Origin of the sequence: Curtobacterium sp. MCBA15_009, assembly GCF_001864895.1 — a bacterium.
Lineage (GTDB): Bacteria > Actinomycetota > Actinomycetes > Actinomycetales > Microbacteriaceae > Curtobacterium.
Genome location: NZ_MJGO01000041.1, coordinates 241,230 through 265,888, shown reverse-complemented (window position 1 = coordinate 265,888; position 24,659 = coordinate 241,230). Strand labels below are relative to the sequence as shown.

Here is a 24,659-nt window from a genome sequence, read left to right as displayed (position 1 = left end):
CGTGGTCGTCAGTCCTCGCCCAGAGCGGCCCGGCGCGCGGCGTTCATCCGGTCGAGCTGACCGCCCTTGACGAAGCAGAACACCCACAGCGCCAGGAACACCACGGCCACCGCGAACATGAAGGGCTCGATGAACCCGGTGGCGAGGATGGCCGCCTGCAGCAGCCACCCGAACACTACACCGGCCCGGTTGCCCGTCAGGCGTGAGGCAGCTGCGAGGACGATGATCGCCGCGACCCCGCCGCCGAAGGCCACGGCCGGGGGCAGCGTGCCCTTGCCGAAGACGACGAGTGTCGGGAAGAAGAACATGATCGCCTCGAGCACGAGCGTGATCGACAGCAGGCTCTCCCGCGCCCCGCGTTCGCGACGCGGCCTGCGGGTCCGGGGTGCCCGACCCGGCCGGGAGGCCCGCGGTGCGTCCGTCACTTCGTCCCGCCTTCCCGGTGCACGAGGTCCATGACCGCGCCCACCATCACGATGGAGCCCGCGACGAGCACGAGGGCGTCGTCGGCGTCGGCCTCGTCCGCCAGGTCGCGTGCTTCCTGCAGCGCCGCGGCGAGCGTCGGTTCGACGACCACGCGGTCGCCGCCGACCTCGTCGACGACCACCCGGGCGAAGGCGTCCGCGTCGAGGGCACGCTCCCCCGGCGGCTGTGTGACGACGAAGGTCGCGACGGTGTCCTTGAGCGCGCGGACGAACCCGCGGGCGTCCTTGTCGGCGAGGATCCCGACGACGCCGACGACGTGCTCCGACGGGAACGCGACCGGCAGCGCCTCGGCGAGGGCCTTCGCGCCGTGCGGGTTGTGTGCGGCGTCGACGACCACGGTCGGCTCCGTCGCGATCGGCTGCAGGCGGCCGGGGCTGGTGGCGCCGGCGAGGCCCTCGGACAGGACGTCCTCGTCGAGGGCCTGCGCGCCGCGGCCGAGGAACGACTCGACCGCCGCGATCGCCACGGCGGCGTTCTCGGCCTGGTGCCGGCCGAACAGCGGCAGGAACAGGTCGTCGTAGCGGCCGGCGATGCCCTGCACGGTGATGAGCTGTCCGCCCACGGCCGGGGTGACGTCGACGACGCTGAAGCCCGTGCCCTCGACGGCCAGGGTGGACTCGGTGAGCTCTGCGGCGCGCTCGAGTTCGGCGAGGGCCTCGGCGACCTGCCGACTCGAGACGACGGCGGACGACGGCTTGACGATGCCCGACTTCGTGCGGGCGATCTCGGCGACGGTGGCGCCGAGCTGCTTCGCGTGGTCGATGGCGATCGGTGTGAACACCGACACCTGGCTCTGCACGACGTTCGTGGAGTCCCACTCGCCGCCCATGCCGACCTCGACCACGGCGACGTCGACCGGCGCCTCGGCGAAGCACGCCAGGGCGAGCACCGTGAGCGCCTCGAAGAAGGTCAGCGGGAGCTCGCCCTTGTCGGTGAGCTCCTGGTCGGTCATCTCGAGGACGGGGGCGATGTCGTCCCAGTTCTCGACGAAGCGGTCGGCCGCGATCGGCTGGCCGTCGATGACGATGCGCTCCCGGATGGACACCAGGTGCGGGCTCGTCATGAGGCCGGTGCGCAGGCCGTGGGCCCGGATGATGCTCTCGGTCATCCGCGCGGTCGACGTCTTGCCGTTCGTCCCGGTGAGGTGGATCACCGGGTACGCCAGGTGCGGGTCGCCGAGCAGCTCGACGGCGCGACGGGTCGCGGTGAGCCGGTGCTCGGGCGACTGCTCGCCGATCCGGGCGTACAGGGCGGCCTCGACCCGGCGGACCTCGTCGTCGTCGCCGCCGTAGGGCAGTGCGTCGACCGGGGCGTCACCGGACGGCCCGACCGGGATCCGGATGCCGTCCTCGTCGTACCGGTCGTGCTGGTCGTGCTGGTCGTACTGGTCGTCGTCACTCATGCGCGTGACACCTCCACGGTCACCTTCGCACCGTCACCGACGTCGGTGGTGGTGTCGTCCGCCCCGAGGGGCACGATCTCGACGCTCGTCGCCAGGGTCTCGCCGGCGATGAGCTCCTGGTGGGTGCGCACCGGGCCACCGGCGGCCTCGTCCACGCGCAGGGTCAGGGCGATGCGGTCGCTGACGTCGAGGTCGGCGTCGCGGCGGGCCTGCTGGACGGCGCGGACGACGTCACGGGCGAGCCCCTCGGCCTCGAGCTCGGACGTCGTCACGGTGTCGAGCACCACGAAACCGCCCTCGTCGAGGAACGCCACGGCCACCGAGGCGTCGGCCACGGTGAGGTCGAGCGAGTACTCGCCCTCGATCAGGTCGACGCCACCGACTGTCACACCGGTGTCGGTCGCGGTCCAGTCGCCCTGCTTGGCGGCCGGGATCACCTGCTGCACCTGCTTGCCGATGCGGGGGCCGGCGACGCGGGCGTTCACGGTGAGCTTCCGCTCGATGCCGTACTGCGCCAGCGACTCCTCGACCTGCTCCTCGAGCACCACGCGCTTGACGTTGAGCTCGTCGCGCAGGATGTCGGCGAACGGTTCGACCGCGGCCGGGTCCGGCACCACCAGGGTGAGCGTGGCGAGGGGCAGCCGGACGCGCTTGCCGGTGGCCTTGCGGAGCGCCAGGCCCTTCGAGGCGACGTCGCGCACGCGGTCCATCGCGTCGACGAGGGCGTCGTCGGCGGGGAACTCGTCGGGGTCCGGGAAGTCCGTCAGGTGGACGCTGCGCCCGCCGGTCAGGCCCTTCCAGATCTCCTCGGTGACCAGCGGCGCGAGCGGGGCAGCCACACGGGTCAGGGTCTCGAGCACGGTGTACAGCGTGTCGAACGCCGCACGGGTCTCGGCGCCGGCGTCCGCGTCGGCACCGGTCCAGAACTTGTCTCGCGAGCGGCGGACGTACCAGTTCGTGAGCACGTCGGCGAAGTCGCGGACGGCCTGGGCCGCGAGCGGGGTGTCGAGCGCGTCGAGGTGCGTCCGGACGTCGGTGACGAGCACCCGGGTCTTCGCGAGCAGGTACCGGTCGAGCACGTCGGTGCTCGCGGTGCTGCGGGTGGCCTGGTACCCGTTGCGCCCGGAGGCGTTCGCGTACAGGGTGAAGAAGTAGTACGTCGACCACAGCGGCAGCATGAACTCGCGGACGCCCTGGCGGATCCCCTCTTCGGTGACGACGAGGTTGCCGCCGCGGATCACCGACGAGGACATCAGGAACCAGCGCATGGCGTCGGCGCCGTCGCGGTCGAAGACCTCGGACACGTCCGGGTAGTTCCGCAAGCTCTTCGACATCTTCTGGCCGTCGGAGCCGAGGACGATGCCGTGGCTGATGACGTTCCGGAAGGCCGGCCGGTCGAACAGCGCGGTGGAGAGCACGTGCATGACGTAGAACCAGCCGCGCGTCTGCCCGATGTACTCGACGATGAAGTCGGCCGGGCTGTGCGACTCGAACCACTCGCGGTTCTCGAACGGGTAGTGCACCTGCGCGTACGGCATCGAGCCGGAGTCGAACCACACGTCGAACACGTCGGTGATCCGTCGCATCGTCGAGTTCCCCGTGGGGTCGTCGGGGTTCGGCCGCGTCAGGTCGTCGATGAACGGGCGGTGCAGGTCGACCTCGCCCTCGGCGTTCACCGGCAGGCGGCCGAAGTCGCGCTCGATGTCCTCGAGCGAGCCGTACACGTCGGTGCGCGGGTACTCGGGGTCGTCGGACTGCCACACCGGGATCGGCGTGCCGAAGTAGCGGTTGCGCGAGACCGACCAGTCGATGGCGTTGCCGACCCACTTGCCGAACTGGCCGTCCTTGACGTTGTCCGGCACCCAGTTGATGTCCTGGTTGAGCTGGCCCATGCGGTCGCGGAGCTCGGTGACGCGGACGAACCACGACGAGACGGCCTTGTAGATGAGGGGCTTCCGGCACCGCCAGCAGTGCGGGTAGCTGTGCTCGTACGACGCCTGGCGGAGCAGTCGCCCGGCGTCGCGGACGGCCTTGGTCAGCGGCTTGTTCGCGTCCGACCAGAGCATGCCGGCCACCTCGCCGAACTGCGAGGTGAAGACACCGCCCTCGTCGAGGGACAGCACGACGGGGATGCCGGCCGCGGCGCAGACCTCCTGGTCGTCGGCACCGTAGGCAGGGGCCTGGTGCACGATGCCGGTGCCCTCACCGGTCTCGACGTACTCGGCGACGAGGATCTTCCACGCGTTCTCGTACCCCTCGGTGCCGTCGAGGAAGTCGAAGAGGCGCTCGTACTCGACGCCGTCGAGCTCGGCGCCCGTCAGCGTGCGCACGACGGCGGCGAGCGCCTCGTCGCCCGAGGCGTAGCCGAGCTCCTTCGCGTGCGCGGCCACGGTGTCGGACGCGAGCAGGTACTTGGTGGACACAGTCTGGGCGGAACCGGTCTCGCCACCGTCAGCCGCGACTCCCGGCCCGGCCGGGACGACCGCGTACGCGATCTCCGGACCGACCGCGAGCGCGGCGTTCGTCGGGAGCGTCCAGGGGGTCGTCGTCCAGGCGAGCGCCCGCACCCCGGTCAGGTCGAGCGCGTCCGCGCGCGAGCCCCACAGCGGGAACGAGACGGTGACGGACTGGTCCTGGCGCATCTTGTAGACGTCGTCGTCCATGCGCAGCTCGTGGTTGGACAGCGGCGTCTGGTCGTTCCAGCAGTACGGCAGGACGCGGAAGCCCTCGTACGCCAGGCCCTTGTCCCAGAGCTGCTTCCACGCCCAGAGCACGCTCTCCATGAAGGTGACGTCGAGGGTCTTGTAGTCGTCCTCGAAGTCGACCCAGCGCGCCTGACGGGTGACGTACTCCTGCCACTCGTCGGTGTACTGCAGCACGGACTTCTTGGCGGCGGCGTTGAAGACGTCGATGCCCATGGCGTCGATCTCGTGCTTCTCGGTGATGCCGAGCTGGCGCATCGCCTCGAGCTCGGCAGGCAGGCCGTGGGTGTCCCAGCCGAAGCGGCGGTGCACCTGCTTGCCGCGCATCGTCTGGTAGCGCGGGAAGACGTCCTTTGCGTACCCGGTCAGCAGGTGCCCGTAGTGCGGCAGGCCGTTGGCGAAGGGCGGGCCGTCGTAGAAGGTCCACTCCGGGCAGCCCTCGCGCTGGCCGATCGACGCCTGGAAGGTGTCGTCGCCCTTCCAGAAGGCGAGGATCCCGCGCTCGACGGCGGGGAAGGACGGCGACGGGGTCACGCCGTCGGCGGACGAGTTCTGGGGGTAGGCCACGCGCAGCTCCTGTGGGTTCGGTTGCTCTCCACGAGGACGGAGCGTGCTCCGCGGTACCACCTCGCTTGCCGACCGCTGCTCGCGCTGCGGTCGACCGCTCGTCGCCGGGGCTGGTGCGGCCCGGTCCGCCCGGCTCTACTGACGGCCCGTTGCTGGTCCGCGTTCTGCCGGAGGCTCCCCGGTGATGGCCGGATCGACGCCTGTGCGGACGAGTTTAGCGGACGGGAGCATGCTGGAGCGATGCCCGATCCCTCGGAGCAGAAGAGCTCCGGCTCCTTGCTCACCGTCCTCATCGCGTTCGGCGCGAACCTGCTCGTCGCGATCGCGAAGACGATCGCCTCACTCCTGTCCGGATCGGCCTCGATGGTCGCCGAGGCCGCGCACTCGTGGGCGGACACCGGGAACGAGATCTTCCTGCTCGTGGCCGAACGACGAGGCGGGAAGAAGCGGGACACCGCGCACCCGCTCGGGTACGGGCGCGAGACCTACATCTGGTCGATGTTCGCCGCCTTCGGTCTGTTCACCGCCGGCGCGATCGTCTCGATCTCCCACGGCATCTCGGAGTTCGGCGAGACCGGCCCGGCCGAGGACGTCCTGCTCAACTACGTCGTGCTCGCCCTGGCGTTCTGCCTCGAGGGGACGAGCTTCCTGCAGGCGTACCGGCAGGCGCGGGGCGCGGCGACGAAGCGCCGCGTGCCGGTGCTGCGGCACGTCCTGCAGTCCTCGAACCCCACGCTGCGAGCGGTCTTCGCCGAGGACGCCGCGGCGCTCGTCGGCCTCGTCGTGGCCTTCCTCGGGGTGTTCCTGCACCAGGTCACCGGGCTCGCGGTCTTCGACGCGATCGGCTCGATCGCGATCGGCCTGCTCCTCGGCGTCGTGGCGATCGTCCTCATCGAGCGCAACCGCCGCTTCCTGCTCGGGGAGAGCACGTCGCCGGAGCTCGAGAACGCAGTGCTCGTCGAACTGCTCTCGCGGGAGCAGGTCGAGCGGGTGACCTACCTGCACCTGGAGTTCGTCGGGCCGTCCCGCGTGTACCTCGTCGCGGCCGTCGACCTGACCGGCAACGAGGACGAGTCCCGCGTCGCGGTGCGCCTGCGCGAGGTCGAGGCCTCGCTCGAGGGCAGCCAGTACGTGGAGGAGGCAGTGCTCACCCTGAGCCTGCCGGACGACGCGTCCCTGGTGCCGACCAGCGACGAGGTGCCCGAGGTCGTGCGCGACGGCACCGTCGAGGACGTCGCCGCGGGCGGAGCGGGGACCCTCCGCCCCGAGTGACCGGACGGCCGCGCCGCGGGCAGCACGGCGCCCGCGCGGCACTGCCCTCGCGTGTCCTCAGGCCCGGTCGAGGCCGTCGGCGACGGGGGCGAGCGCAGCGCCGACGTACTCGACGAGCGGTCGTCGGGCCACGCCGTCCGTGACCCAGACGCCGAACGCCGCGGCTGCGGCCCCGAGCATCGCCCCGGAGACGGTCTGCGGCCAGGCCGACCGCGGCCGCTCCCCCGTGCGCCCGGCGACGAAGGCGGCGACGGCCGCGTGCTGCGCGGTCACCCGGACGGCGACCCCGGCGACGAGCTCGGAGCCGATCCCCATCACCTCGGCCTGCGCGACGGCCCACGGCACGCGCTCGGGGTCGTGGGCGCGTGCGGCCGCGAGCAGCGCCTGCTCGACGGCCCGGACGGCGCTCGGCTCGGTGGCGGCCGCCAGGTACCCCGGCAGGGCGGCGACGGCGGCGTCGAGCTCGAGCCACATGACGTCGGCCTTCGCCGGGAAGTAGTTGAAGAACGTCGCGCGGCTGACCCCGGCGCGGGCGGCGATCTGGTCGACCGTGGTGCGTCCGTAGCCTTGCTCGAGGAACAGCTCGGCGGCGGCGTCCGCGAGCACCTCGGCGCTCGACCGGCGGGGCCGCCCACCGCGGCGGATCGGTTCGTCCATGGGCCCCAGTAAACCGCTAGACTCGGTCAGCCATGATCTTGGACCCAGTACAGAAAACCCTCGCCGCGGTCGCGAGCGCCACCGTCGTCGTCCTCGCCCTCGCCGCCTGCAGCGGTCCGGGCACGAACACGACGAGCAGCACGCCGGTGAACGGCGGGACCCTGACGTACGCGTCCGGTGACGCCGAGCCGACCTGCCTCGACCCGCACGTCGGCGGCAACTACCCGCAGGCACTCCTGGCGACGCAGTACATCGAGGAGCTCGTCGGCCTCGAGGACGGCGAACCCACCCCGGAGCTCGCGACGAAGTGGACGACGAGCGACGACGGCAGGACGCTGACGTTCACCCTGCGCGACGACGTCACCTTCACGGACGGCACCCCGTTCGACGCCGCGGCGGTCGTGGCGAACATCGAGCACGTGCAGGACCCGGACACCGCGTCGAGCACCGGCTACCTGGCGCTGCAGTCGATCACGAAGGCCACCGCGACCGACGAGCACACCGTCACGCTGACGCTGAGCCGCCCGGACAGCGCACTGCTCGAGTCCTTCTCGCAGCCCTGGGTCGGCATGGAGTCCCCGAAGGCGCTCGAACGGGCGCAGGCGACGAACTGCGAGTCCCCCGTCGGCACCGGCCCGTTCGCGGTCACCGGCTGGAAGCACGGCGACCGCGTCACCCTGACGAAGAACACCGAGTACTGGGGCGCGACGAAGCCGCGCCTGTCCGGCATCACGTGGCGGTTCCTGCCGGACTCGACCTCGCGCTACGCCGCACTGCAGTCCGGCCAGGTCGACGTCATCGACAACGCCCAGCCCGACCAGCTCAAGGCCGCGTCGGCGAAGGGCGCGATCCGCGACCTCGACGCCCCGCGCCCCGGCGCCTCGAACCGCCTCGAGCTGAACTCCGGGCACGGCGTGTTCCAGGACGACGCGGTCCGGCGGGCGTTCATCGCCGGCGCCGAGATCGACCCCGGTCTGCAGTCGCTGTTCCTCGGCACCGCGAAGCGCTCGTACTCGGTGCTGTCGAGCGCCGAACCGCTCGCGTACTCGGAGCAGAGCCGGTTCGCGTACTCGCCGTCGACGGCGAAGCAGCTCCTCGACGACGCCGGCTGGAAGGTCGGGCCGGACGGCATCCGCGAGAAGGACGGCCAGCGGCTCACCGTGACCTTCCCCGTCTCGACGAACCAGTCGGTGCCGGCCGAGCGCAGCCTGTTCCAGCAGATCCAGGCGTCCGAGAAGGCCGTCGGGTTCCAGGTGGTGCTCGACGAGCTCGACCTGTCCAGCTGGTACGCCGCCCTGGCCGCGAACGAGTACGACGTCGTCAGCGCCCCGTACACGAAGGTCGGGCCCGACGTCCTGCGGATCCTGTACGACAGCGCGAGCATCGAGCCGGCACCGTCCGGCTACTTCGCGAACCTCGCCCAGCTCGACGACCCGGCACTCGACCGGCTGCTCGAGCAGGCCGCCCGCACGTCGGACGCCGACGAGCGCGCGGACCTGTACGAGCAGGCGCAGCAGGCGATCCTGGCCAGTGACACCGTGCTGCCCCTGTACGACCAGCAGAACCACTTCCTGGTGCGCTCCGCCGTGCACGGCATCACCACCACCCCGGTGTCCACGCCCTGGTTCGGCACCGCCTGGATCGACCGCTGACGCGGATGCCGTGGGTCTGGTGGGCCGTCCGGCGGCTCGCCGGCGGCGTCGGTGTGCTGTGGGCCGTCGCGACGATCGTCTTCGTGGCGATCCGGCTCATCCCGGGAGACCCCGCCCTCGCGATCCTGGGCGGTCCCGGGTCGCAGGCCTCGGCCGAGGCCGTCGCCGGGGTGCGCCGCGAGTACGGCCTCGACCAGCCGGTCCTGGTGCAGTACACGGTGTTCCTCGGCCGCCTGGCGACGCTGCAGCTCGGCGACTCGTACGCGTTCCGGACGCCGGTCGCGACGCTCCTCGGCCAGCAACTGCCGGTCACCCTCACCCTGGCCGTCGCCGGTCTCGTCGTCGCCTGGGCGCTGGCGATCGCCGCCGCGTGGTGGTCGACGCAACGCGGGCGGGTCGCGGCGGCGCTGACCGGGGCGATCAGCGTCACGGCGAGCGTCGTCCCGCACTTCTGGCTCGGCAGCGTGCTCATCGTCGTGTTCGCGAGCACGCTCGGCTGGGTCCCGGCGGTCAGCGACGGCAGCGTGCGCGGGTGGGTGCTGCCGGTCGTCACCGTCGCGGTGCCGGTGGCCGGGTACCTGGCCGAGACGGTCCGCGACGGCGTCGTGGACGCGCAGCGGTCCGCCTTCGCGCTCGCGGCGCGGAGCCGGGGCGAGACCCGGACCGGGTTGTTCGCGCGCCACCTGCTCCGGCACGCCGCCCTGCCCGGCATCGCCCTGTCGGCGTGGGCCTTCGGGTCGCTCGTCTCCGGCGCCGTCGTCGTGGAGTCGGTCTTCGCCCTGCCCGGGATCGGCCGTGCGCTCGTCACCGCCGTGACCCAGCGGGACATGCCCCTCGTCGCGGGCATCGCGATGGTGTCCGCAGCGGCCTACGTCGTGGTGCTCGCGGTGGCGGACCTGGTCGAACGGGCCGTCGACCCGAGGGGCGCCCGGTGAGCGGCATCGTCGACCCGGGCACGTCGACCGCCGCGCGCTCCCGGCGTCGTCGGGCGCTCGACCCGTCGGGCACCGCGGCGGCCCTCGTCGTGCTCGTGGCGGTCGTCGCGGCCGTGTGGCCGGCGCTGCTCGGCGGGGGCGACCCGCTGGCCGTCCACCCGGCCGAGGCGCTCCGGCCACCGAGCGGCGCCCACCCCTTCGGCACCGACGAGTCCGGGCGTGACGTGCTGGCGCGCGTCGTCGCGGGGACCCGCGCGTCCCTGCTGGTCGGCGTCGCCGCGACGCTGCTCGGCGGCGGCGTCGGACTCGTGCTCGGCGTGGTCGCGGGGCTCGGCGCGGGGGCCGGACGGGTCGGGCGCCTGCTCGACGCCGTGATCGGACGGGTGACCGAGGTCGCCTTCGCGCTGCCGCTGCTCCTCGTCGCCCTGGTGGTCATCGCCGTCACCGGCCCCGGTCCGGTCCCCGCCGTGCTGGCGGTCGGCTCCGCCACGGCGCCCGGCTACGCCCGCATCGTGCGCGGCCTGGTCCGCACCGCCCGCACCTCGCAGGTGGTGGAGACGGCCGTGCTGCTCGGCCGCTCCCCCGCCGCGATCGTCGTCCGGCACGTCCTGCCCGCCGCGCTCTGGCCCGTCGTCGCCGTCGGCACGCTCGGTGTCGGCCAGGCGGTGGTCTGGGCGTCGGCGCTCAGCTACCTCGGCGTCGGCACGCCGCCCCCCGCGCCGGAATGGGGCGCGATGCTCGCCGACGGCCGCACGTACCTGCAGACCGCGCCGTGGATGAGCACCTTCCCCGGGCTCGCCATCGTGGTGCTCGCCACCGCCGTCACGGTCCTCGGTCGGGCGATCCGACGAACAGGAGCCTCCCGATGACGACCGTCCTGGACATCAGCGGCCTGAGCGTGCGGATCGCCGGCAGCCCGATCGTGACCGACGTGGACCTGCGGGTCGACGCCGGCGAGTGCGTCGCGCTGGTCGGTGCGTCGGGTTCCGGCAAGACCGTGACCGCACGCGCGGCCCTCGGCCTGTCGGCCGCGGGCTCCGCCGTGCGGGCCGACACGTTCACCGTCGCCGGGCTCGACGTGCGTGCGTTCTCCGAACGGCGGTGGCGACAGGTGCGCGGCGCACGCGTCGGCTACGTCGGCCAGGAGGCCCTGGGCGCGTTGGACCCGCTGCGTCCCGTCGGGCGCGAGGTCGCCGACACCCTGCGGCTGCACACCGGGATGCGTGCGGCCGAACGCGTGGACGCGGTGCGCGACGCGCTGGCGGCGGTGGGCCTCGACCCGGACACCGCGACCGACGGCCGGCTCGCCGGGACGCTGTCCGGCGGGATGCGCCAGCGGGCGCTCATCGCCGCGGCGACCGTCGGCTCGCCGTCGCTCGTCGTCGCCGACGAGCCGACGACGGCCCTCGACGCGGGCGTGGCCGTCACCGTCATGGAGCAGCTCCGCGCGGCCCAGCGGCGCGGCGCCGGCCTCCTCGTCATCACGCACGACCTCGGACTCGTCGCCGGCTGGGCGGACCGCGTCGTCGTCGTGCACGAGGGGCGGGTCGTCGAACAGGGACCCGTCGCCGCGGTGTTCGACGCGCCGCGGCACGAGGCGACGCGGGCGTTGGTGCGTGCCGCCCGCCGTGGCCTCGCCCCGGCCGCTCGTGCCGGAGCGTCCACGGCGGACGCGGACGCGCCCGCGGTCGTCGCGGCGCGGGGGCTCCGGCGGGACTTCGGCGGTGTCCGCGCGCTCGACGACGTGTCGTTCGCCCTCGACCGCGGGCGGGTGCTCGGGGTGATCGGGGCGTCGGGTTCGGGCAAGACCACCCTGGCGCGCGTCCTGCTCGGCCTCGAGACGCCGGACGCCGGCACCGTCGAGCTCGACGGGGGCGCCTGGGTGCCCCTGGCCGAGCGGGACCGCCGCCCACGGCGCCACCGGGTCGCCGCCGTCGTGCAGGACCCCGGAGCGACGTTCGACGAGCGCTGGTCGGTGGAGCGCGTGCTCGCCGACGCGCTCTCGCGCGGCACCGCCCGACGCGCCACCGGTCCGCTCGCGGCGCGGGTGGACGACGCCCTGCGACAGGTCGACCTCGACCCGGCGCTGCGCCCACGGTCACCGCTGACGCTCTCGGGCGGGCAGCGACAGCGGCTCGCGATCGCCCGGGCGCTCGCGACCGACCCCGAGGTGGTCGTGCTCGACGAGCCGGTGACCGCGCTCGACGCCACCGTGCAGGACGCCGTGCTCACCCTGTTGGAGCGGCTCCGCGACGAGACCGGCGTGGCGATGGTCTTCGTGTCGCACGACCTGCGCGCGGTCCGGCGGATCGCCGACGACGTGCTCGTCGTGCACGAGGGCGCGGTCGTCGAGCACGGCCCGGCCGCCTCGGTGCTCGAGCACCCGGGCCACCCGGTGACCGCCGGCCTGCTCCGCGCCGCCGACCGGCTCGCGAGCGGCCCGGCGGCCTGATCGTCGCCCGGCAGGGGCGACCCGCCCGGAGACGACCGGAGGCACGGCGCGACGTCCGTGACGGACGCGCACCGTGCCTCCAAGCCGGCGGAGCGGCAGCGGCTACGAGCCGGCGGGTGCCTTCTCCTCGTCACCCGTCGCGGCGTCACCCGAGATGATCGGGATCTCGCTCGTCGAGAAGTCCTTCGCCCAGTCGGACTGCGCGAGCTCCGAGGTCGGGTCGTTGTAGTCCTCGATCACGCCGGCGACCTCGTCCTCGGAACCGACCGTCGGGCCGGAGCCCATGAGCGGCGTGGCCGCGGTCTCCTTGGTGAAGTACACCGCCACCAGGCCGATGACGGCGGCGAGCATGAGGTAGAACGCCGGGATGTCCTCGGCCCAGCCGAAGCCGGCGTCCTTCGCGCCGTTGATGAGCGCGGCGGTGGCGAGCGGGGTCGTGCCACCGAAGAGCGAGACCGAGACGTTGAACGCGATCGCCAGTGCGCCGTAGCGGATGATCGTCGGGAACAGCGCGGGCAGCGTCGAGGGCATCGTCGAGGTGAACGTCACGAGCACGACACCGAGGATGAGCAGGCCGGAGAAGACCCCGACACCCGTCCCGGTCTGGACGAGCTTGAGCGCCGGCCAGGACAGCAGGATGAAGCCGATGCAGCCGGCGGCGAGCACCGGGCGGCGGCCGAAGCGGTCGGACAGCCGGCCGCCGAAGGTGATGACGACCATCATGAGCAGCATCACGACGACGATGAGGATGAGGCCGAACGTCGCGTTCTGGCCGAGGTTCTGCTCGAGGTAGGTCGGCATGTACGACAGGAGCATGTAGTCGGTCACGTTGAAGACCAGGACCAGCCCGATGCAGATGAGGAGCGAGCGCCAGTTCTCGGCGAACAGCTTGAGGAACGGCGTCTTCTGGCCCTCGCGCTCGGCGGCCTGCTCCTGCTGCTTCTGGAAGGCCGGGGTCTCCTCGAGCTTGAGGCGCAGGTAGAGCCCGATGAGGCCGAGCGGGCCGGCGATGATGAACGGGATGCGCCACCCCCAGCTGAGCAGGGCGTCCTCGGACAGGCCGAACTGCAGGCCGGTGACGATCGAGGCGCCGAGCACGTAGCCGGCGAGGGTGCCGAACTCGAGCCACGAGCCCATGAAGCCGCGGCGCTTGTCCGGCGAGTACTCGGCGATGAACGTCGCCGCCCCGCCGTACTCACCACCGGTCGAGAAGCCCTGCACGAAGCGGGCGACGAGCAGCAGGACCGGGGCCCAGAAGCCGATCGTGTCGTACGACGGGATGAGGCCGATCATGAGCGTGCCGGCGGCCATCAGGATCATCGTCAGCGCGAGGACCTTTTGCCGGCCGATCTTGTCGCCGATCGGGCCGAACACGGCACCGCCGATCGGACGGACGATGAACGCGGCGGCGAAGAAGCCGAACGTCGCGACGATGTTCGCCGCCGGGTCGCCCTGCGGCAGGAAGACCTGCGAGATGGTGACGGTCAGGTAGGCGAAGATGCCGAAGTCGAACCACTCCATCGCGTTGCCGAGGGCGGCTGCCGCCACGGCACGCTTGAGCAGGGACTCCTCGACGACGGTGACGTCGTCCGTGGTCAGCTTGCGCCGAGCGCGCTTCGCAGCGCCCTTCGTCCGCAGCGGTCGATCGCCGTGCGCGTGGGGTGCGTCGTTCGGTGCCAAGTGGTTCCTCCGGTGTGTGGTGCGTCCTTCGGGCGTCCGGTGGGACGGCGACGGTGCAGTACCTGCGGACCCGCGCCCACCGGACAAACTCCGACAGACTACCAGGCTCTCGGCGTGTCCGTCAGGTCGGTGTGGTAGCCGACCGGACGGCAGCGACGACGCCTCACCGAGGGGACCGCAGGAACACCGGCGCCGCCCGCACCCGCACGGCCGCCTCGCCGCCGACCACGACCGTGCGACTCGTCGCCCCGGTCGCGGAGACCAGCGAGGTCCCGCTCGACACCGCGACCCTCGCCGTGCGGACGCCCGACGTCGACCAGGCCACCCGGACGACGTCCCGGCCGGAGCCGTAGCGGACGACCCAGACACCGCCGGCCCCGGATCGCTCGACCGCCGCGAACGGACGGTCGCCGACGGTGCGCACGAGGACCGCGTAGGCGGTGGCCGCGCGCCGGGCCGTCCAGCCGCCGCCCGCCGAGCCGTACAGGCCGTACCCGGTCGGGGTCGACACGGTGTCGACCAGGGTGAACGGCACGACGAGCACGGCACCGAGGTGCGCGGCGATCGCTCCCCAGCGCACCAGCCAGGCGGACTGCACGGCGGTCGAGACGGTGCCCGCCCGTCCCGGCGGTCCGGCCTGCCATCCGCCCTCGGTCCACCACACGGGGACGGGACGGTGCTGCGCCGCGAGGGCCGCCCGGAGCTCCCGCATCGCCGGCCCGAGGGTCGTCTCGGGCGGTCGCATCCCGCTGTAGGCGTGGACCGAGACCGCGTCCACCGTCGCCGGGCCACCGGCGGCGAGCCACTGCCGGAGCCACGGGTGCAGCCCGTCGGCCCCGAGCAGGCTCATGGCCGGACCCGCCACCACGGCCCCCGGTGCCGCGGCGTGCACGGCCGCCGACGCCGCCCGGGTCAGGGCGACGTAGCGGGACGCGCTGCGGAGTCCCGGCGCGACGGTGTTCGGCCACTCGTTCCAGACCTCGTACCCGGCGACGTCCGGGCCGAACGTCGCGGCGACGAAGCCCGCGTACCGGGCGAACGCGGCGATGCCGGCGGACGAGGTCGGGCCACCACCGCCGTCGTGGTGGGGGTTGCCGTAGTCGAGCACGATGAGCGGCCGGATCCCCGCCGAGCGGAGCCGGTCCACGGCCGTCCGGTAGGAAGCGGGCATCACGAGGTCGCCCGGGGTCTTCTCGATCCCGGTCCACCAGAGGTCGATCCGCGCGGTCCCGACGCCGAGGCCTGCTGCGAGGCGCACCTGCGCGCCGTCCGCCGTCGTGTCGATGCCGGAGCCGATGCCGAACCGGGTCGAGCCGGGCGGCGCCGCGGCGGCCTGGGCTGGTCCCACCGGTCCCGCGACGACCGACACGGCGAGCAGGACGGCCGCGGCGCCGATGGCGGCCGAGAACCTTCTGGATGCATTCACGGAATGCACCTTAGGAGCAATTCCAGACAATGCGAACAATTGCATTCGTGCGGCATTTGCGTATTCTCGTCGGGAGAATTCCCGATGCAGCATTCCGGGGTGCCGCTCCCGTCTCGTGGCACCGGGTAGCCTGGGGACACCGCGCACCGCGCGCGGACACTCAGGCACCTCATCACGGACTCGGTGCCGCACACACGAACGGAAGGCGCAGCCATGACCAAGCCCATGCCCGAGAAGCCGAGCGTCGACGGACTGGAGCAGGTCTGGGGACCGACCTGGGAGCAGGACGGCACGTACCGCTTCGACCGTTCCGCCGCCGGCGATCGCAGCAACGTCTGGTCGATCGACACGCCCCCGCCCACCGCCTCCGGTTCGCTGCACATCGGGCACGTGTTCTCGTACACGCACACCGACCTCAAGGCCCGGTTCGAGCGCATGCGCGGCAAGCACGTCTTCTACCCGATGGGCTGGGACGACAACGGCCTGCCGACCGAGCGCCGCGTGCAGAACTACTACGGTGTCCGCTGCGACCCGCAGCTGCCGTACGACGCCGCCTTCGTGCCGCCGTTCGAGGGCGGCGAGGGCAAGTCCGCCAAGGCCGCCGACCAGGTGCCGATCTCGCGCCGCAACTTCATCGAGCTGTGCGAGCGCCTGACCGTGCAGGACGAGCAGCAGTTCGAGGACCTGTTCCGCACGCTCGGCCTGTCCGTCGACTGGACGCAGTCCTACCGCACGATCGACGACACCTCGCGGGCGAGCGCCCAGCGCGCGTTCCTGCGCAACCTCGAGCGCGGCGAGGCCTACCAGGCCGACGCCCCGACCCTGTGGGACGTCACGTTCCGCACCGCGGTCGCGCAGGCCGAGCTCGAGGACAAGGAGATGCCCGGCGCGTACCACGGCATCGCCTTCCACCGCACCGACGGCGGCGACGACGTCGTCATCCAGACCACCCGCCCCGAGCTGCTGGCCGCCTGCGTCGCCCTCGTCGCGCACCCGGACGACGAGCGGTTCCAGGACCTCTTCGGCACCACCGTGCGCTCCCCCCTGTTCGACGTCGAGGTCCCGGTGCTCGCGCACCACCTGGCGCAGCAGGACAAGGGCGCCGGCATCGCGATGGTCTGCACCTTCGGTGACACCACCGACGTGGTGTGGTGGCGCGAGCTCCAGCTGCCGAACCGCGCGATCATCGGCTTCGACGGCCGCGTGCGCTCCGACGAGCCGACGTGGATCGAGTCGGAGAGCGGCAAGGCGCTCTACGCCGAGATGGCCGGCAAGACCGTGTTCTCGGCGAAGAAGGTCGTCGTCGACGCCCTGACCGAGTCCGGCGAGCTGATCGGCGACATCAAGACGATCAACCACCCGGTGAAGTTCTTCGAGAAGGGCGACAAGCCCCTCGAGATCGTCTCGACCCGTCAGTGGTACATCGTCAACGGCGCCCGCGACGAGCAGCTGAAGAGCACGCTCCGCCAGCGCGGCGAGGAGATCGCGTTCCACCCGGACTTCATGCGCGTCCGGTACGACAACTGGGTCGGCGGCCTGTCCGGCGACTGGCTCATCTCGCGCCAGCGCTTCTTCGGCGTGCCGCTGCCCGTCTGGTACCCGCTCGACGCCGACGGCAACCCGGTCTTCGACCAGCCGATCGTGCCGACCGAGGCGCAGCTGCCCGTCGACCCGGCCTCCGAGCCGGCGCCCGGCTACTCCGAGGACCAGCGCGGCGTCGCCGGCGGGTTCCAGGGCGAGCTCGACGTGATGGACACCTGGGCGACGTCGTCGCTCACCCCGCAGCTCGCGGGCAAGTGGGAGACCGACCCGGCCCTGTACGACCTGGTGTACCCGTACGACGTCCGCCCGCAGGCGCAGGACATCATCCGCACCTGGCTGTTCACCACCGTGCTCCGCAGCCAGCTGGAAGCGGACGTCGTGCCGTGGAAGCACGCGAGCATCTCCGGCTTCATCGTCGACCCCGACCGCAAGAAGATGTCGAAGTCGAAGGGCAACGTCGTCACGCCGCTGTCCATCCTCGAGCAGCACGGCGCCGACGCGGTCCGCTACTGGGCCGCCTCGTCGAAGCTCGGCACCGACGCGGCGTTCGACCCGCAGAACCCGAAGCAGATCAAGGTCGGCCGCCGCCTGGCGATCAAGGTGCTCAACGCCGCGAAGTTCGTCTACGGCTTCGAGCTGCCGTCCGGCGCGACCAGCGTCACCGAGGCGCTCGACGTCGACATGCTCGCCGAACTCGGCACGGTCGTCGAGCAGGCCACCGCGGCGTTCGAGGGCTTCGACCACGCCCGCGCCCTCGAGGTCACCGAGCGCTTCTTCTGGACGTTCTGCGACGACTACCTCGAGCTCGTGAAGGAGCGCGCCTACGGCACCGCCGCCGACGCGACGCACGAGACGCAGGCGAGCGCCGTGCTCGCGCTGCGCGGTGCGATCGACGTGCTGCTCCGCCTGCTCGCGCCGTTCCTGCCGTACGCGACCGAAGAGGTGTGGGCCTGGACCCACGACACCAGCGTGCACCGGGCCTCCTGGCCGACCACGGCCGAGCTGCCCACGCAGGCCGAGCCGACGGGGCTGCTCGCCGCCGTCGGGCAGGCGCTCATCGGGATCCGCGGCGCGAAGACGGCGGCGAAGGCGTCCCAGAAGACGCCCGTGACGCGCGCCGTGGTCGCGGCGCCGGCCGAGGAGCGGGCGCTCATCGAGCGCGCGGCGGTCGACCTGGCGGCGGTCGGGCGCATCGAGAACCTGTCGTTCGTCGACGGCCCCGAGCTCGCGGTCACCGAGATCGAGCTCGCGGAGCAGCAGGCGTAACGTCGGCGGGGCGGACGCGCGCTCGCGCGTTCCGCCTGCGGACGCGCGCTTGCGTGTTCCGCCTGCGGACGCGCGCTTGCGTGTTCCGCCTGCGGACGCGCACTCGCGTGTTCGCGATCCACGATCGGTGAGCAGGAATGGTCGGGTCCGTCATCCGGACCCGACCGTTCCTGCTCACAGGACGACGGACTGGAGGCACGGATGCAGTTGGGCACACGATGGAACGTCGGCGGGATGCCACCGTCGCGACTCCCCGAGGCGATGGTCGTCGCCGTGCGCGGGGTCGAGGACGAGCTCGCCGCGGAGTCGGTCGACACGGGAGCATGGGGCTGGACCCTGACGTTCCTCGAGGGCAAGCCGATCGTCGAGCTCGACGACGGCACCTCGATCCACCTCGACGACGCCGGGCACGCCCAGGTGACGAACCCGGACGACGCGGCCGAAGAGGACTGACGCCGCGGCGCGGGCCCCGCACCCGGGGACGGCGTTCGTGGCTGCCGTCGGGTCTGGCGCAGCGACGGCGGCCGTCGGACGCCGGACTCGGGCGGCGTCCGCGACGGCGGGATGCCGGGACCGGGCAGGCCGAGCATGCTCTGCCCACCCGGGCCACGAACGGACGCCGAGGAATCAGGGCCCGACGTCCACAGTAGAGAACGAGCGTTCTCCACCGACGAGGACTACACTAGAGAACGTTGGTTCCCAGCGCAACTCGGAACCGGTGAACTCGCAGGAACGGGGTACCCACGTGGCCACCACCATCGGATCGGACGTCCGTGCGCACATCGTCGACGTCGCCGACCGACTCTTCTACGCGCGCGGGATCCAGGCCGTCGGCATGGACGAGATCCGCACGAACGCCGGCGTCTCGCTGAAGAAGCTCTACGCGGCGTTCCCCGGCAAGGAGCAGCTCATCACCGCGGTGCTCTCCGGCCGGCACGAGCTCTGGGAGCGCGGCGTGCACGGAGCCGTGGACACCGCGACGGACCCTCGGGACAAGCTCCTCGCGATGTACGACTTCCTCGAGTCGTGGTTCGGCGACGACACGTTCCGCGGCTGCGGCTTCATCAACGCGTTCGGTGAGCTCGGAGCGACCTCGCCCGCCATCGCCGAGATCGCCCGCGAGCACAAGGACTCGTTCCAGCGGTTCGTCGCCGGGCTGACCGCCGACGTGGTCCCCGACACCGACCGCGCGTCCGAACTCGCCGCGCAGCTCGCACTGCTCGCCGAGGGCGCCCAGACCACCGCGGCCATCGCCGGCACCACCGAGCCCGCCGCCCACGCACGCCGGGCCGCCGAGACCCTGATCGACGCCGCCACGCGCTGACGCGGCTTCCCCGGCGCGGGTGCGGATGCGGCGGTTGGGCCAGGGGGCTGTTCCGCGCGTGGAAGGTCGTTCTGCGCATGGTGAGCCGGAAGTTCTGGCCCCCAACGCGCGGAACTGCTTCCCACCGCGGGCGTTATGGGAAGGACCGCCGAGCTCGCCGCGCTCCCGATGCCTCCACGAGCCGGCAGTCCGTAGGGTGGAGCGATGGCAACCCCGTTCGATGAACCGAGCACCCTCCCCTACGCCCTCCCGCCCTTCGGCGACGTCCGACTCGAGCACTTCCAGCCGGCCTTCGACGCCGGCATGGCCGAGCAGCGCGCCGAGGTCGAGGCCATCGCCACCGACCCACACCCGCCGACGATCGAGAACACGCTCGTCGCACTCGAGCGGTCCGGCCAGCTGCTCGCCCGCGTCAGCCACGTGTTCTTCACGCTGTCGTCCGCCGACTCCACGCCGGAGCTGCACGACCTCGAGGCCGAGGTCTCGCCGCTGCTCGCCGCACACCGCGATGCGATCACGCTCGACTCCCGGCTCTACGCCCGCGTGGCGGAGGTCCTCGACGGCGCCGAGGCCGCCGGGCTGACCGGTGAGGCCCTGCGCCTCGTGCAGCGCACCCACGCCGAGATGACCCTGGCCGGTGCCGGGCTCGACGAGGTCGGCAAGGAGCGGCTGACGGCGATCAACCAGGAGCTCTCCACCCTCACCACGACGTTCGAGCGCAACCTGCTCGAGGACACGAACGACTCCGCCGTGCACGTCACCGACGAGCAGGAGCTCGACGGTCTCGACGACGGCGCGAAGTCGGCCGCCGCCGGCGCCGCTGCCGACCGGGGCCTCGACGGCTGGCTCATCACGCTCCCGCTGTACACCGGGCACCCGTGGCTCGCGTCGCTGGCGGACCGCGGCCTGCGCGAGCGGATCATGCGCGCCTCGCTCGCCCGTGGCCGTCGTGGCAACGCGCACGACAACCGCGAGGTCCTGCTCCGCATCGTCCGGCTCCGGGCCGAACGTGCCGAACTGCTCGGCTTCCCGAACCACGCCGCCGTCGTGACCGCGGACGAGACCGCGGGGACCCCGGAGGCGGTCGACGGCCTGCTGTCCTCGCTCGTCGACGCCGCAGCCCGGAACGCCGACGACGAGCGCGCCGTCCGGTCCAAGACGGTCGGCTTCGACATCGAGTCGTGGGACTGGGCGTACGCGACCGAGATCCTGCGCGGCGAGCAGTTCGCGGCGGACAGCTCGGCGCTGCGACCGTACTTCGAGGCGGACCGGGTCCTGCACGACGGCGTCTTCCACGCCGCCGGCGCCCTGTACGGGCTCTCGTTCGCCGAGCGCCACGACCTGCGCGGGTACAACGACGAGGTCCGGGTGTTCGAGGTGACCGGCGACGGCGGCGAGCCCGTCGGCCTGTACCTGCTCGACCTGTACACGCGGGACGGCAAGCGGGGCGGCGCGTGGATGAACCCCGTCGTCGAGCAGTCCGAGCTCCTCGGTACCCTGCCGGTCGTGGTGAACAACCTCAACGTCGCGAAGCCGGCCGCCGGGTCGCCGACGCTGCTCATCCAGGACGAGGTCGAGACGCTGTTCCACGAGTTCGGCCACGCGCTGCACGGACTCCTCGCCCGCACGACCTACCCGCGCTTCTCGGGCACGAACGTCGAGCGTGACTTCGTCGAGTTCCCGAGCCAGGTGAACGAGATGTGGGTGTCGTGGCCGTCGGTCCTGGCGAACTACGCCAAGCACCACGAGACCGGAGCGCCGCTGCCGCCCGAGCTCGTCCTGGGCCTCAGTGAGTCCGAGGGCTTCAACGAGGGCTTCGGCACGACCGAGTACCTCGCGGCGGCGCTGCTCGACCAGGCGTGGCACCGGTTGTCCGCGGCCGAGGCCGCCGCGGTGACGGACGTCGAGGCGTTCGAGCGCCAGGCACTCGCCGACGCCGGCATCGCCGTCGCCGCCGTCCCGCCGCGGTACTCGTCGACCTACTTCGCGCACACGTTCTCCGGCGGGTACGACGCCGGGTACTACGGGTACATCTGGTCCGAGGTCCTCGACGCCGACACGGTCGAGTGGTTCCGCGACAACGGTGGGCTCGACCGTGGGGCCGGACGTCGCTTCGCGGAACGCCTGCTCGGTGTCGGTGGGGCGAAGGACCCGCTCGAGGCCTACCGGGACTTCCGCGGCCGCGATGCCGAGGTCGGTCCGCTGCTGCGGCGCCGCGGGCTCGAGTAGGCGGCGGCTCGACCGGCGAACACCACGGAAACGACAGAACACCTCGAGATCTCGAGGTGTTCTGTCGTTCTGCTGGTGTCTGCCGCTGACTGACGGGCGGGCGCGCTACGCCGACTTCTCGACGCGCTTCGCCCGGGGGCGCGGCACGATCGTCGGTGCTGCGTTCTCGAGCACGGACTCGCGGGTGATCACCACGCGGGCGACGTCGTCGTCCGACGGCACGTCGAACATCACCGGGCCGAGGACCTCTTCGAGGATCGCCCGGAGACCGCGTGCACCCGTCTGTCGGAGCACCGCCAGGTCGGCGATGGCCTCGAGCGCGCCGCGGTCGAACTCGAGCTCGACGCCGTCGATCTGGAACATCCGCTGGTACTGCTTGACCAGGGCGTTCTTCGGCTCGGTGAGGATCTGCATGAGCGCAGCCTGGTCGAGCTGCGACACGGTCGTGACGACGGGCAGACGGCCGATGAACTCGGGGATGAGGCCGAACTTGTGCAGGTCCTCCGGCAGGACCTCGGCGTACAGGTCCTGGTGGTCGGTCGCGCTGTGCAGCGGCGCCCCGAAGCCGATCCCCCGCTTGCCGACCCGGGAGGACACGATGTCCTCGAGCCCGGCGAACGCACCCGCGACGATGAACAGCACGTTCGTCGTGTCGATCTGGATGAACTCCTGGTGCGGGTGCTTGCGGCCGCCCTGCGGCGGGACCGAGGCGACCGTGCCTTCGAGGATCTTGAGCAGCGCCTGCTGCACGCCCTCGCCGGAGACGTCGCGGGTGATCGACGGGTTCTCGGCCTTGCGGGCGATCTTGTCGACCTCGTCGATGTAGATGATGCCGGTCTCGGCACGCTTGACGTCGTAGTCGGCGGCCTGGATGAGCTTGAGCAGGATGTTCTCGACGTCCTCGCCCACGTAGCCGGCCTCGGTCAGGGCGGTGGCGTCGGCGACGGCGAAGGGCACGTTGAGGCGCTTCGCCAGGGTCTGCGCCAGGTAGGTCTTGCCGCAGCCGGTCGGGCCGATGAGCAGGATGTTCGACTTCGCGATCTCGATGTCGTCGCGGTCCTCGGCAGCGGTGATCTGCCCCTGCGCACGCACGCGCTTGTAGTGGTTGTAGACGGCCACGGCGAGGGCGCGCTTCGCCGGGTCCTGCCCGATGACGTACTCCTGCAGGAAGTCGAAGATCTCGCGCGGCTTCGGCAGCTCGAAGTCACCACTGGAGGTGTCCTCGCCGGCTTCGGCCAGGCGCTCCTCGATGATCTCGTTGCACAGCTCGACGCACTCGTCGCAGATGTAGACGCCGGGACCGGCGATCAACTGCTGGACCTGCTTCTGGCTCTTGCCGCAGAAGGAGCACTTGAGGAGGTCCCCGCTCTCTCCGATGCGTGCCATTGCCGTGCCTCCCTGGTCGGACGTGTCGGCCCGCGCACTCGCACCGGCCGCCGGTGCACCGCTGCTGGTGGGCACCTCGTCGTGGACACGAGCCTAATCGCAACCGGCGACACCGACCGTTCGCCGCCGCGGAATTTCGTCGGAGCGTTCGCCCAGGGCGTTCCGGCCTGCTACCGTGATCCAGTCTTCTCTACAACTTGTAGAAACACCCGCCCGACCAGCGAAGGATCCCCATGCAGAAGCGTCTCGCCGCCGGCGGCGCCGTCACCCTCGGCGCCGTGGCAGTCATCGTCCTCGGCACCGCCGGCGCAGCCAGCGCGCACGTGTCGGCGACCGCGACCTCGACCGCCGCGAACTCGTACACGACGACGACCTTCTCGGTCCCGCACGGCTGCGACGGGTCGCCGACCACGAAGCTCGAGTTCCAGGTGCCGGAGTCGGTCATCGAGGTCACCCCGACCGTCAACCCGAACTGGAAGATCTCGAAGACGACCGAGCCGTACACGGACCCGTCCGCGTCGGCCGACGCCGAGGGCTCCGCGCACGCCGAGGACACCCCCGAGCGCGTCACGAGCATCACGTACACGGCGAAGACCCCGCTGCCCGCCGACGAGCGCGACACCTTCGCGTTCTCCTTCGCCCTGCCCGACGGCAAGGCCGGCGACGTCGTGGCGTTCCCCGTGCTGCAGACCTGCGAGAAGGGCTCGGTCGAGTGGGACCAGGAGCAGCAGCCCGGCGAGGCCGAGCCCGAGCACCCGGCGCCCTCGATCACGCTGACCGCCGCCGAGGCGACCGACGACGACGGTGACCCGATCGCCGCGACCCCGACGGCCGAGGCCGCTGCCGCCTCGACGACCCCGGCCGACCCCGACCTCGTCGGGCGCTTCCTCGGCCTCGGCGGTCTCGTGCTCGGCGCGGTCGCCCTGGTCGTCGCCGTCGCCGGCACGCGCCGTCGGACCACCACCAAGTGACCGAGCGCGGCGCACGTCGGTCCCGGCTGCGGTCCTCTGCCAGGAGGCTCGTGGCCGGGTCCGCCGCCGTGCTCGCGATCGCGGGCGGCGCGGTCCTCGGGCTCGCCGGTCCGGCCAGCGCGCACAACTACCTGGTCGGGTCGACGCCCGCGGTCGACGGCACGCTCACGTCGCTGCCGGAGGCGTTCGAGATCACCACGAACGACCGCCTGCTCGACATCGGCGGCTCCGACTCCGGCTTCGCCTTCCGCGTCGTCGGCCCGGACGGCAAGTACTACGAGGACGGCTGCGTCGACGTCGACGGCCCCTCGATGACCACTCCCGCCGCGCTCGGCGACTCGGGGAAGTACACCGTCGAGTGGCAGATCGTCTCCGCGGACGGCCACACCGTCTCCGACGAGTACGCCTTCACGTGGAAGGCCCCGGCGGGCTTCTCCCCTGCCGCCGGCGCCGCCGCACCGCCGACGTGCGCCACCGCCGGTGACGACGCCACGAGCGGCACGACGACGGGCACCGCCGCGGGCGGGTCCGACTCGACCGCCTCGGACGCGCTCTGGATCGGCGCCGGCGGCGTCGTGCTGGTCGGCGTCGTCGTCGCGGTGCTGCTGCTCCTGCGCCGGAAGCCGGCCCCGGAGTCCGACGACACCGAGGACTGAACAGACCGCAGGCCGAACACGACGACCCGGCCGCACGACGAGAGGCCCCGCACC

18 protein-coding genes are annotated in these 24,659 nt (G+C 72.1%); 11 read left to right on the top strand and 7 right to left on the bottom strand.

The genetic code is table 11. The features are described 5' to 3' along the window. Positions 1 to 8 precede the first annotated feature (8 nt). The 3 genes from BIU97_RS16930 to ileS are packed head-to-tail and all read right to left on the bottom strand — an operon-like array spanning position 9 to position 5,157. On the bottom strand, positions 9 to 425 hold the full coding sequence (locus BIU97_RS16930) for a DUF4233 domain-containing protein (protein WP_071257309.1): 417 nt from the start codon (positions 423 to 425) through the stop codon (positions 9 to 11). After that, positions 422 to 1,888, bottom strand: a complete 1,467-nt coding sequence (locus BIU97_RS16925; protein WP_254783030.1) for a bifunctional folylpolyglutamate synthase/dihydrofolate synthase — start codon at positions 1,886 to 1,888, stop codon at positions 422 to 424. The genes BIU97_RS16930 and BIU97_RS16925 overlap by 4 nt, the downstream gene beginning before the upstream one ends. Beyond that, a complete protein-coding gene (gene ileS, locus BIU97_RS16920) occupies positions 1,885 to 5,157 on the bottom strand; it encodes an isoleucine--tRNA ligase (RefSeq protein WP_071298186.1) in 3,273 nt (1,090 codons plus the stop codon). The genes BIU97_RS16925 and ileS overlap by 4 nt, the downstream gene beginning before the upstream one ends. A 240-nt stretch (positions 5,158 to 5,397) precedes the next feature. Between ileS and BIU97_RS16915 the strand changes: the two genes are divergently transcribed. Further along, positions 5,398 to 6,429, top strand: a complete 1,032-nt coding sequence (locus tag BIU97_RS16915) for a cation diffusion facilitator family transporter (RefSeq protein WP_071257303.1) — start codon at positions 5,398 to 5,400, stop codon at positions 6,427 to 6,429. Between the two features lie 57 nt (positions 6,430 to 6,486). Here the strand turns inward: BIU97_RS16915 and BIU97_RS18230 are convergent, their stop codons facing one another. Further along, complete coding sequence (locus tag BIU97_RS18230; RefSeq protein WP_071257299.1) at positions 6,487 to 7,086, bottom strand: acyl-CoA-like ligand-binding transcription factor; 600 nt, start codon at positions 7,084 to 7,086, stop codon at positions 6,487 to 6,489. A 32-nt stretch (positions 7,087 to 7,118) separates the two neighbouring features. Here BIU97_RS18230 and BIU97_RS16905 point away from each other — a divergent pair, with 32 nt between their 5' ends. Genes BIU97_RS16905 through BIU97_RS16890 form a run of 4 tightly spaced genes read left to right on the top strand, consistent with a single transcriptional unit; the run spans position 7,119 to position 12,125 of the window. Continuing rightward, positions 7,119 to 8,738, top strand: coding sequence for an ABC transporter substrate-binding protein (locus BIU97_RS16905; RefSeq protein WP_071298185.1), 1,620 nt, complete (start codon positions 7,119 to 7,121; stop codon positions 8,736 to 8,738). A gap of 5 nt (positions 8,739 to 8,743) precedes the next feature. Continuing rightward, entirely contained in the window at positions 8,744 to 9,673 is a 930-nt protein-coding gene (locus tag BIU97_RS16900; RefSeq protein ID WP_071298184.1) for an ABC transporter permease, read from the top strand. Continuing rightward, positions 9,670 to 10,542 carry an ABC transporter permease gene (locus tag BIU97_RS16895; RefSeq protein ID WP_071298183.1) on the top strand — a complete coding sequence of 291 codons (873 nt, stop codon included), beginning with the start codon at positions 9,670 to 9,672 and terminating at the stop codon, positions 10,540 to 10,542. Before BIU97_RS16900 ends, BIU97_RS16895 begins: the two co-directional genes overlap by 4 nt. After that, positions 10,539 to 12,125: an ATP-binding cassette domain-containing protein gene (locus BIU97_RS16890; protein ID WP_071298182.1), complete on the top strand. Its 1,587-nt coding sequence runs from the start codon at positions 10,539 to 10,541 to the stop codon at positions 12,123 to 12,125. The genes BIU97_RS16895 and BIU97_RS16890 overlap by 4 nt, the downstream gene beginning before the upstream one ends. Positions 12,126 to 12,227: 102 nt before the next feature. On the opposite strand, the gene proP is transcribed toward BIU97_RS16890, so the two are convergent. Further along, on the bottom strand, positions 12,228 to 13,805 hold the full coding sequence (gene proP, locus BIU97_RS16885) for a glycine betaine/L-proline transporter ProP (RefSeq protein ID WP_254783029.1): 1,578 nt from the start codon (positions 13,803 to 13,805) through the stop codon (positions 12,228 to 12,230). A gap of 163 nt (positions 13,806 to 13,968) precedes the next feature. After that, a complete protein-coding gene (locus tag BIU97_RS16880; RefSeq protein WP_139196089.1) occupies positions 13,969 to 15,231 on the bottom strand; it encodes a glycosyl hydrolase in 1,263 nt (420 codons plus the stop codon). 213 nt (positions 15,232 to 15,444) lie between these two features. On the opposite strand from BIU97_RS16880, the gene valS reads away from it, so the two are divergent. The 4 genes from valS (at position 15,445) to BIU97_RS16860 (ending at position 21,592) form a co-directional block, all read left to right on the top strand. Next, positions 15,445 to 18,039 (top strand): valine--tRNA ligase, encoded by a 2,595-nt coding sequence (gene valS, locus BIU97_RS16875; RefSeq protein ID WP_071298180.1) that lies wholly within the window; start codon positions 15,445 to 15,447, stop codon positions 18,037 to 18,039. Between the two features lie 234 nt (positions 18,040 to 18,273). After that, complete coding sequence (locus BIU97_RS16870) at positions 18,274 to 18,492, top strand: hypothetical protein (RefSeq protein ID WP_254783028.1); 219 nt, start codon at positions 18,274 to 18,276, stop codon at positions 18,490 to 18,492. Between the two features lie 292 nt (positions 18,493 to 18,784). Then, a complete protein-coding gene (locus tag BIU97_RS16865) occupies positions 18,785 to 19,363 on the top strand; it encodes a TetR/AcrR family transcriptional regulator (protein WP_083420997.1) in 579 nt (192 codons plus the stop codon). Positions 19,364 to 19,567: 204 nt separating this feature from the next. Then, positions 19,568 to 21,592, top strand: a complete 2,025-nt coding sequence (locus tag BIU97_RS16860; protein ID WP_071257275.1) for a M3 family metallopeptidase — start codon at positions 19,568 to 19,570, stop codon at positions 21,590 to 21,592. Positions 21,593 to 21,697: 105 nt separating this feature from the next. Here the strand turns inward: BIU97_RS16860 and clpX are convergent, their stop codons facing one another. Continuing rightward, positions 21,698 to 22,978, bottom strand: coding sequence for an ATP-dependent Clp protease ATP-binding subunit ClpX (gene clpX, locus BIU97_RS16855; RefSeq protein WP_071257273.1), 1,281 nt, complete (start codon positions 22,976 to 22,978; stop codon positions 21,698 to 21,700). A 233-nt stretch (positions 22,979 to 23,211) separates the two neighbouring features. On the opposite strand from clpX, the gene BIU97_RS16850 reads away from it, so the two are divergent. Further along, positions 23,212 to 23,949, top strand: a complete 738-nt coding sequence (locus BIU97_RS16850) for a YcnI family copper-binding membrane protein (protein ID WP_071257271.1) — start codon at positions 23,212 to 23,214, stop codon at positions 23,947 to 23,949. A gap of 50 nt (positions 23,950 to 23,999) precedes the next feature. Beyond that, on the top strand, positions 24,000 to 24,605 hold the full coding sequence (locus BIU97_RS16845) for a copper resistance CopC family protein (RefSeq protein WP_175472102.1): 606 nt from the start codon (positions 24,000 to 24,002) through the stop codon (positions 24,603 to 24,605). Positions 24,606 to 24,659: the final 54 nt, after the last annotated feature.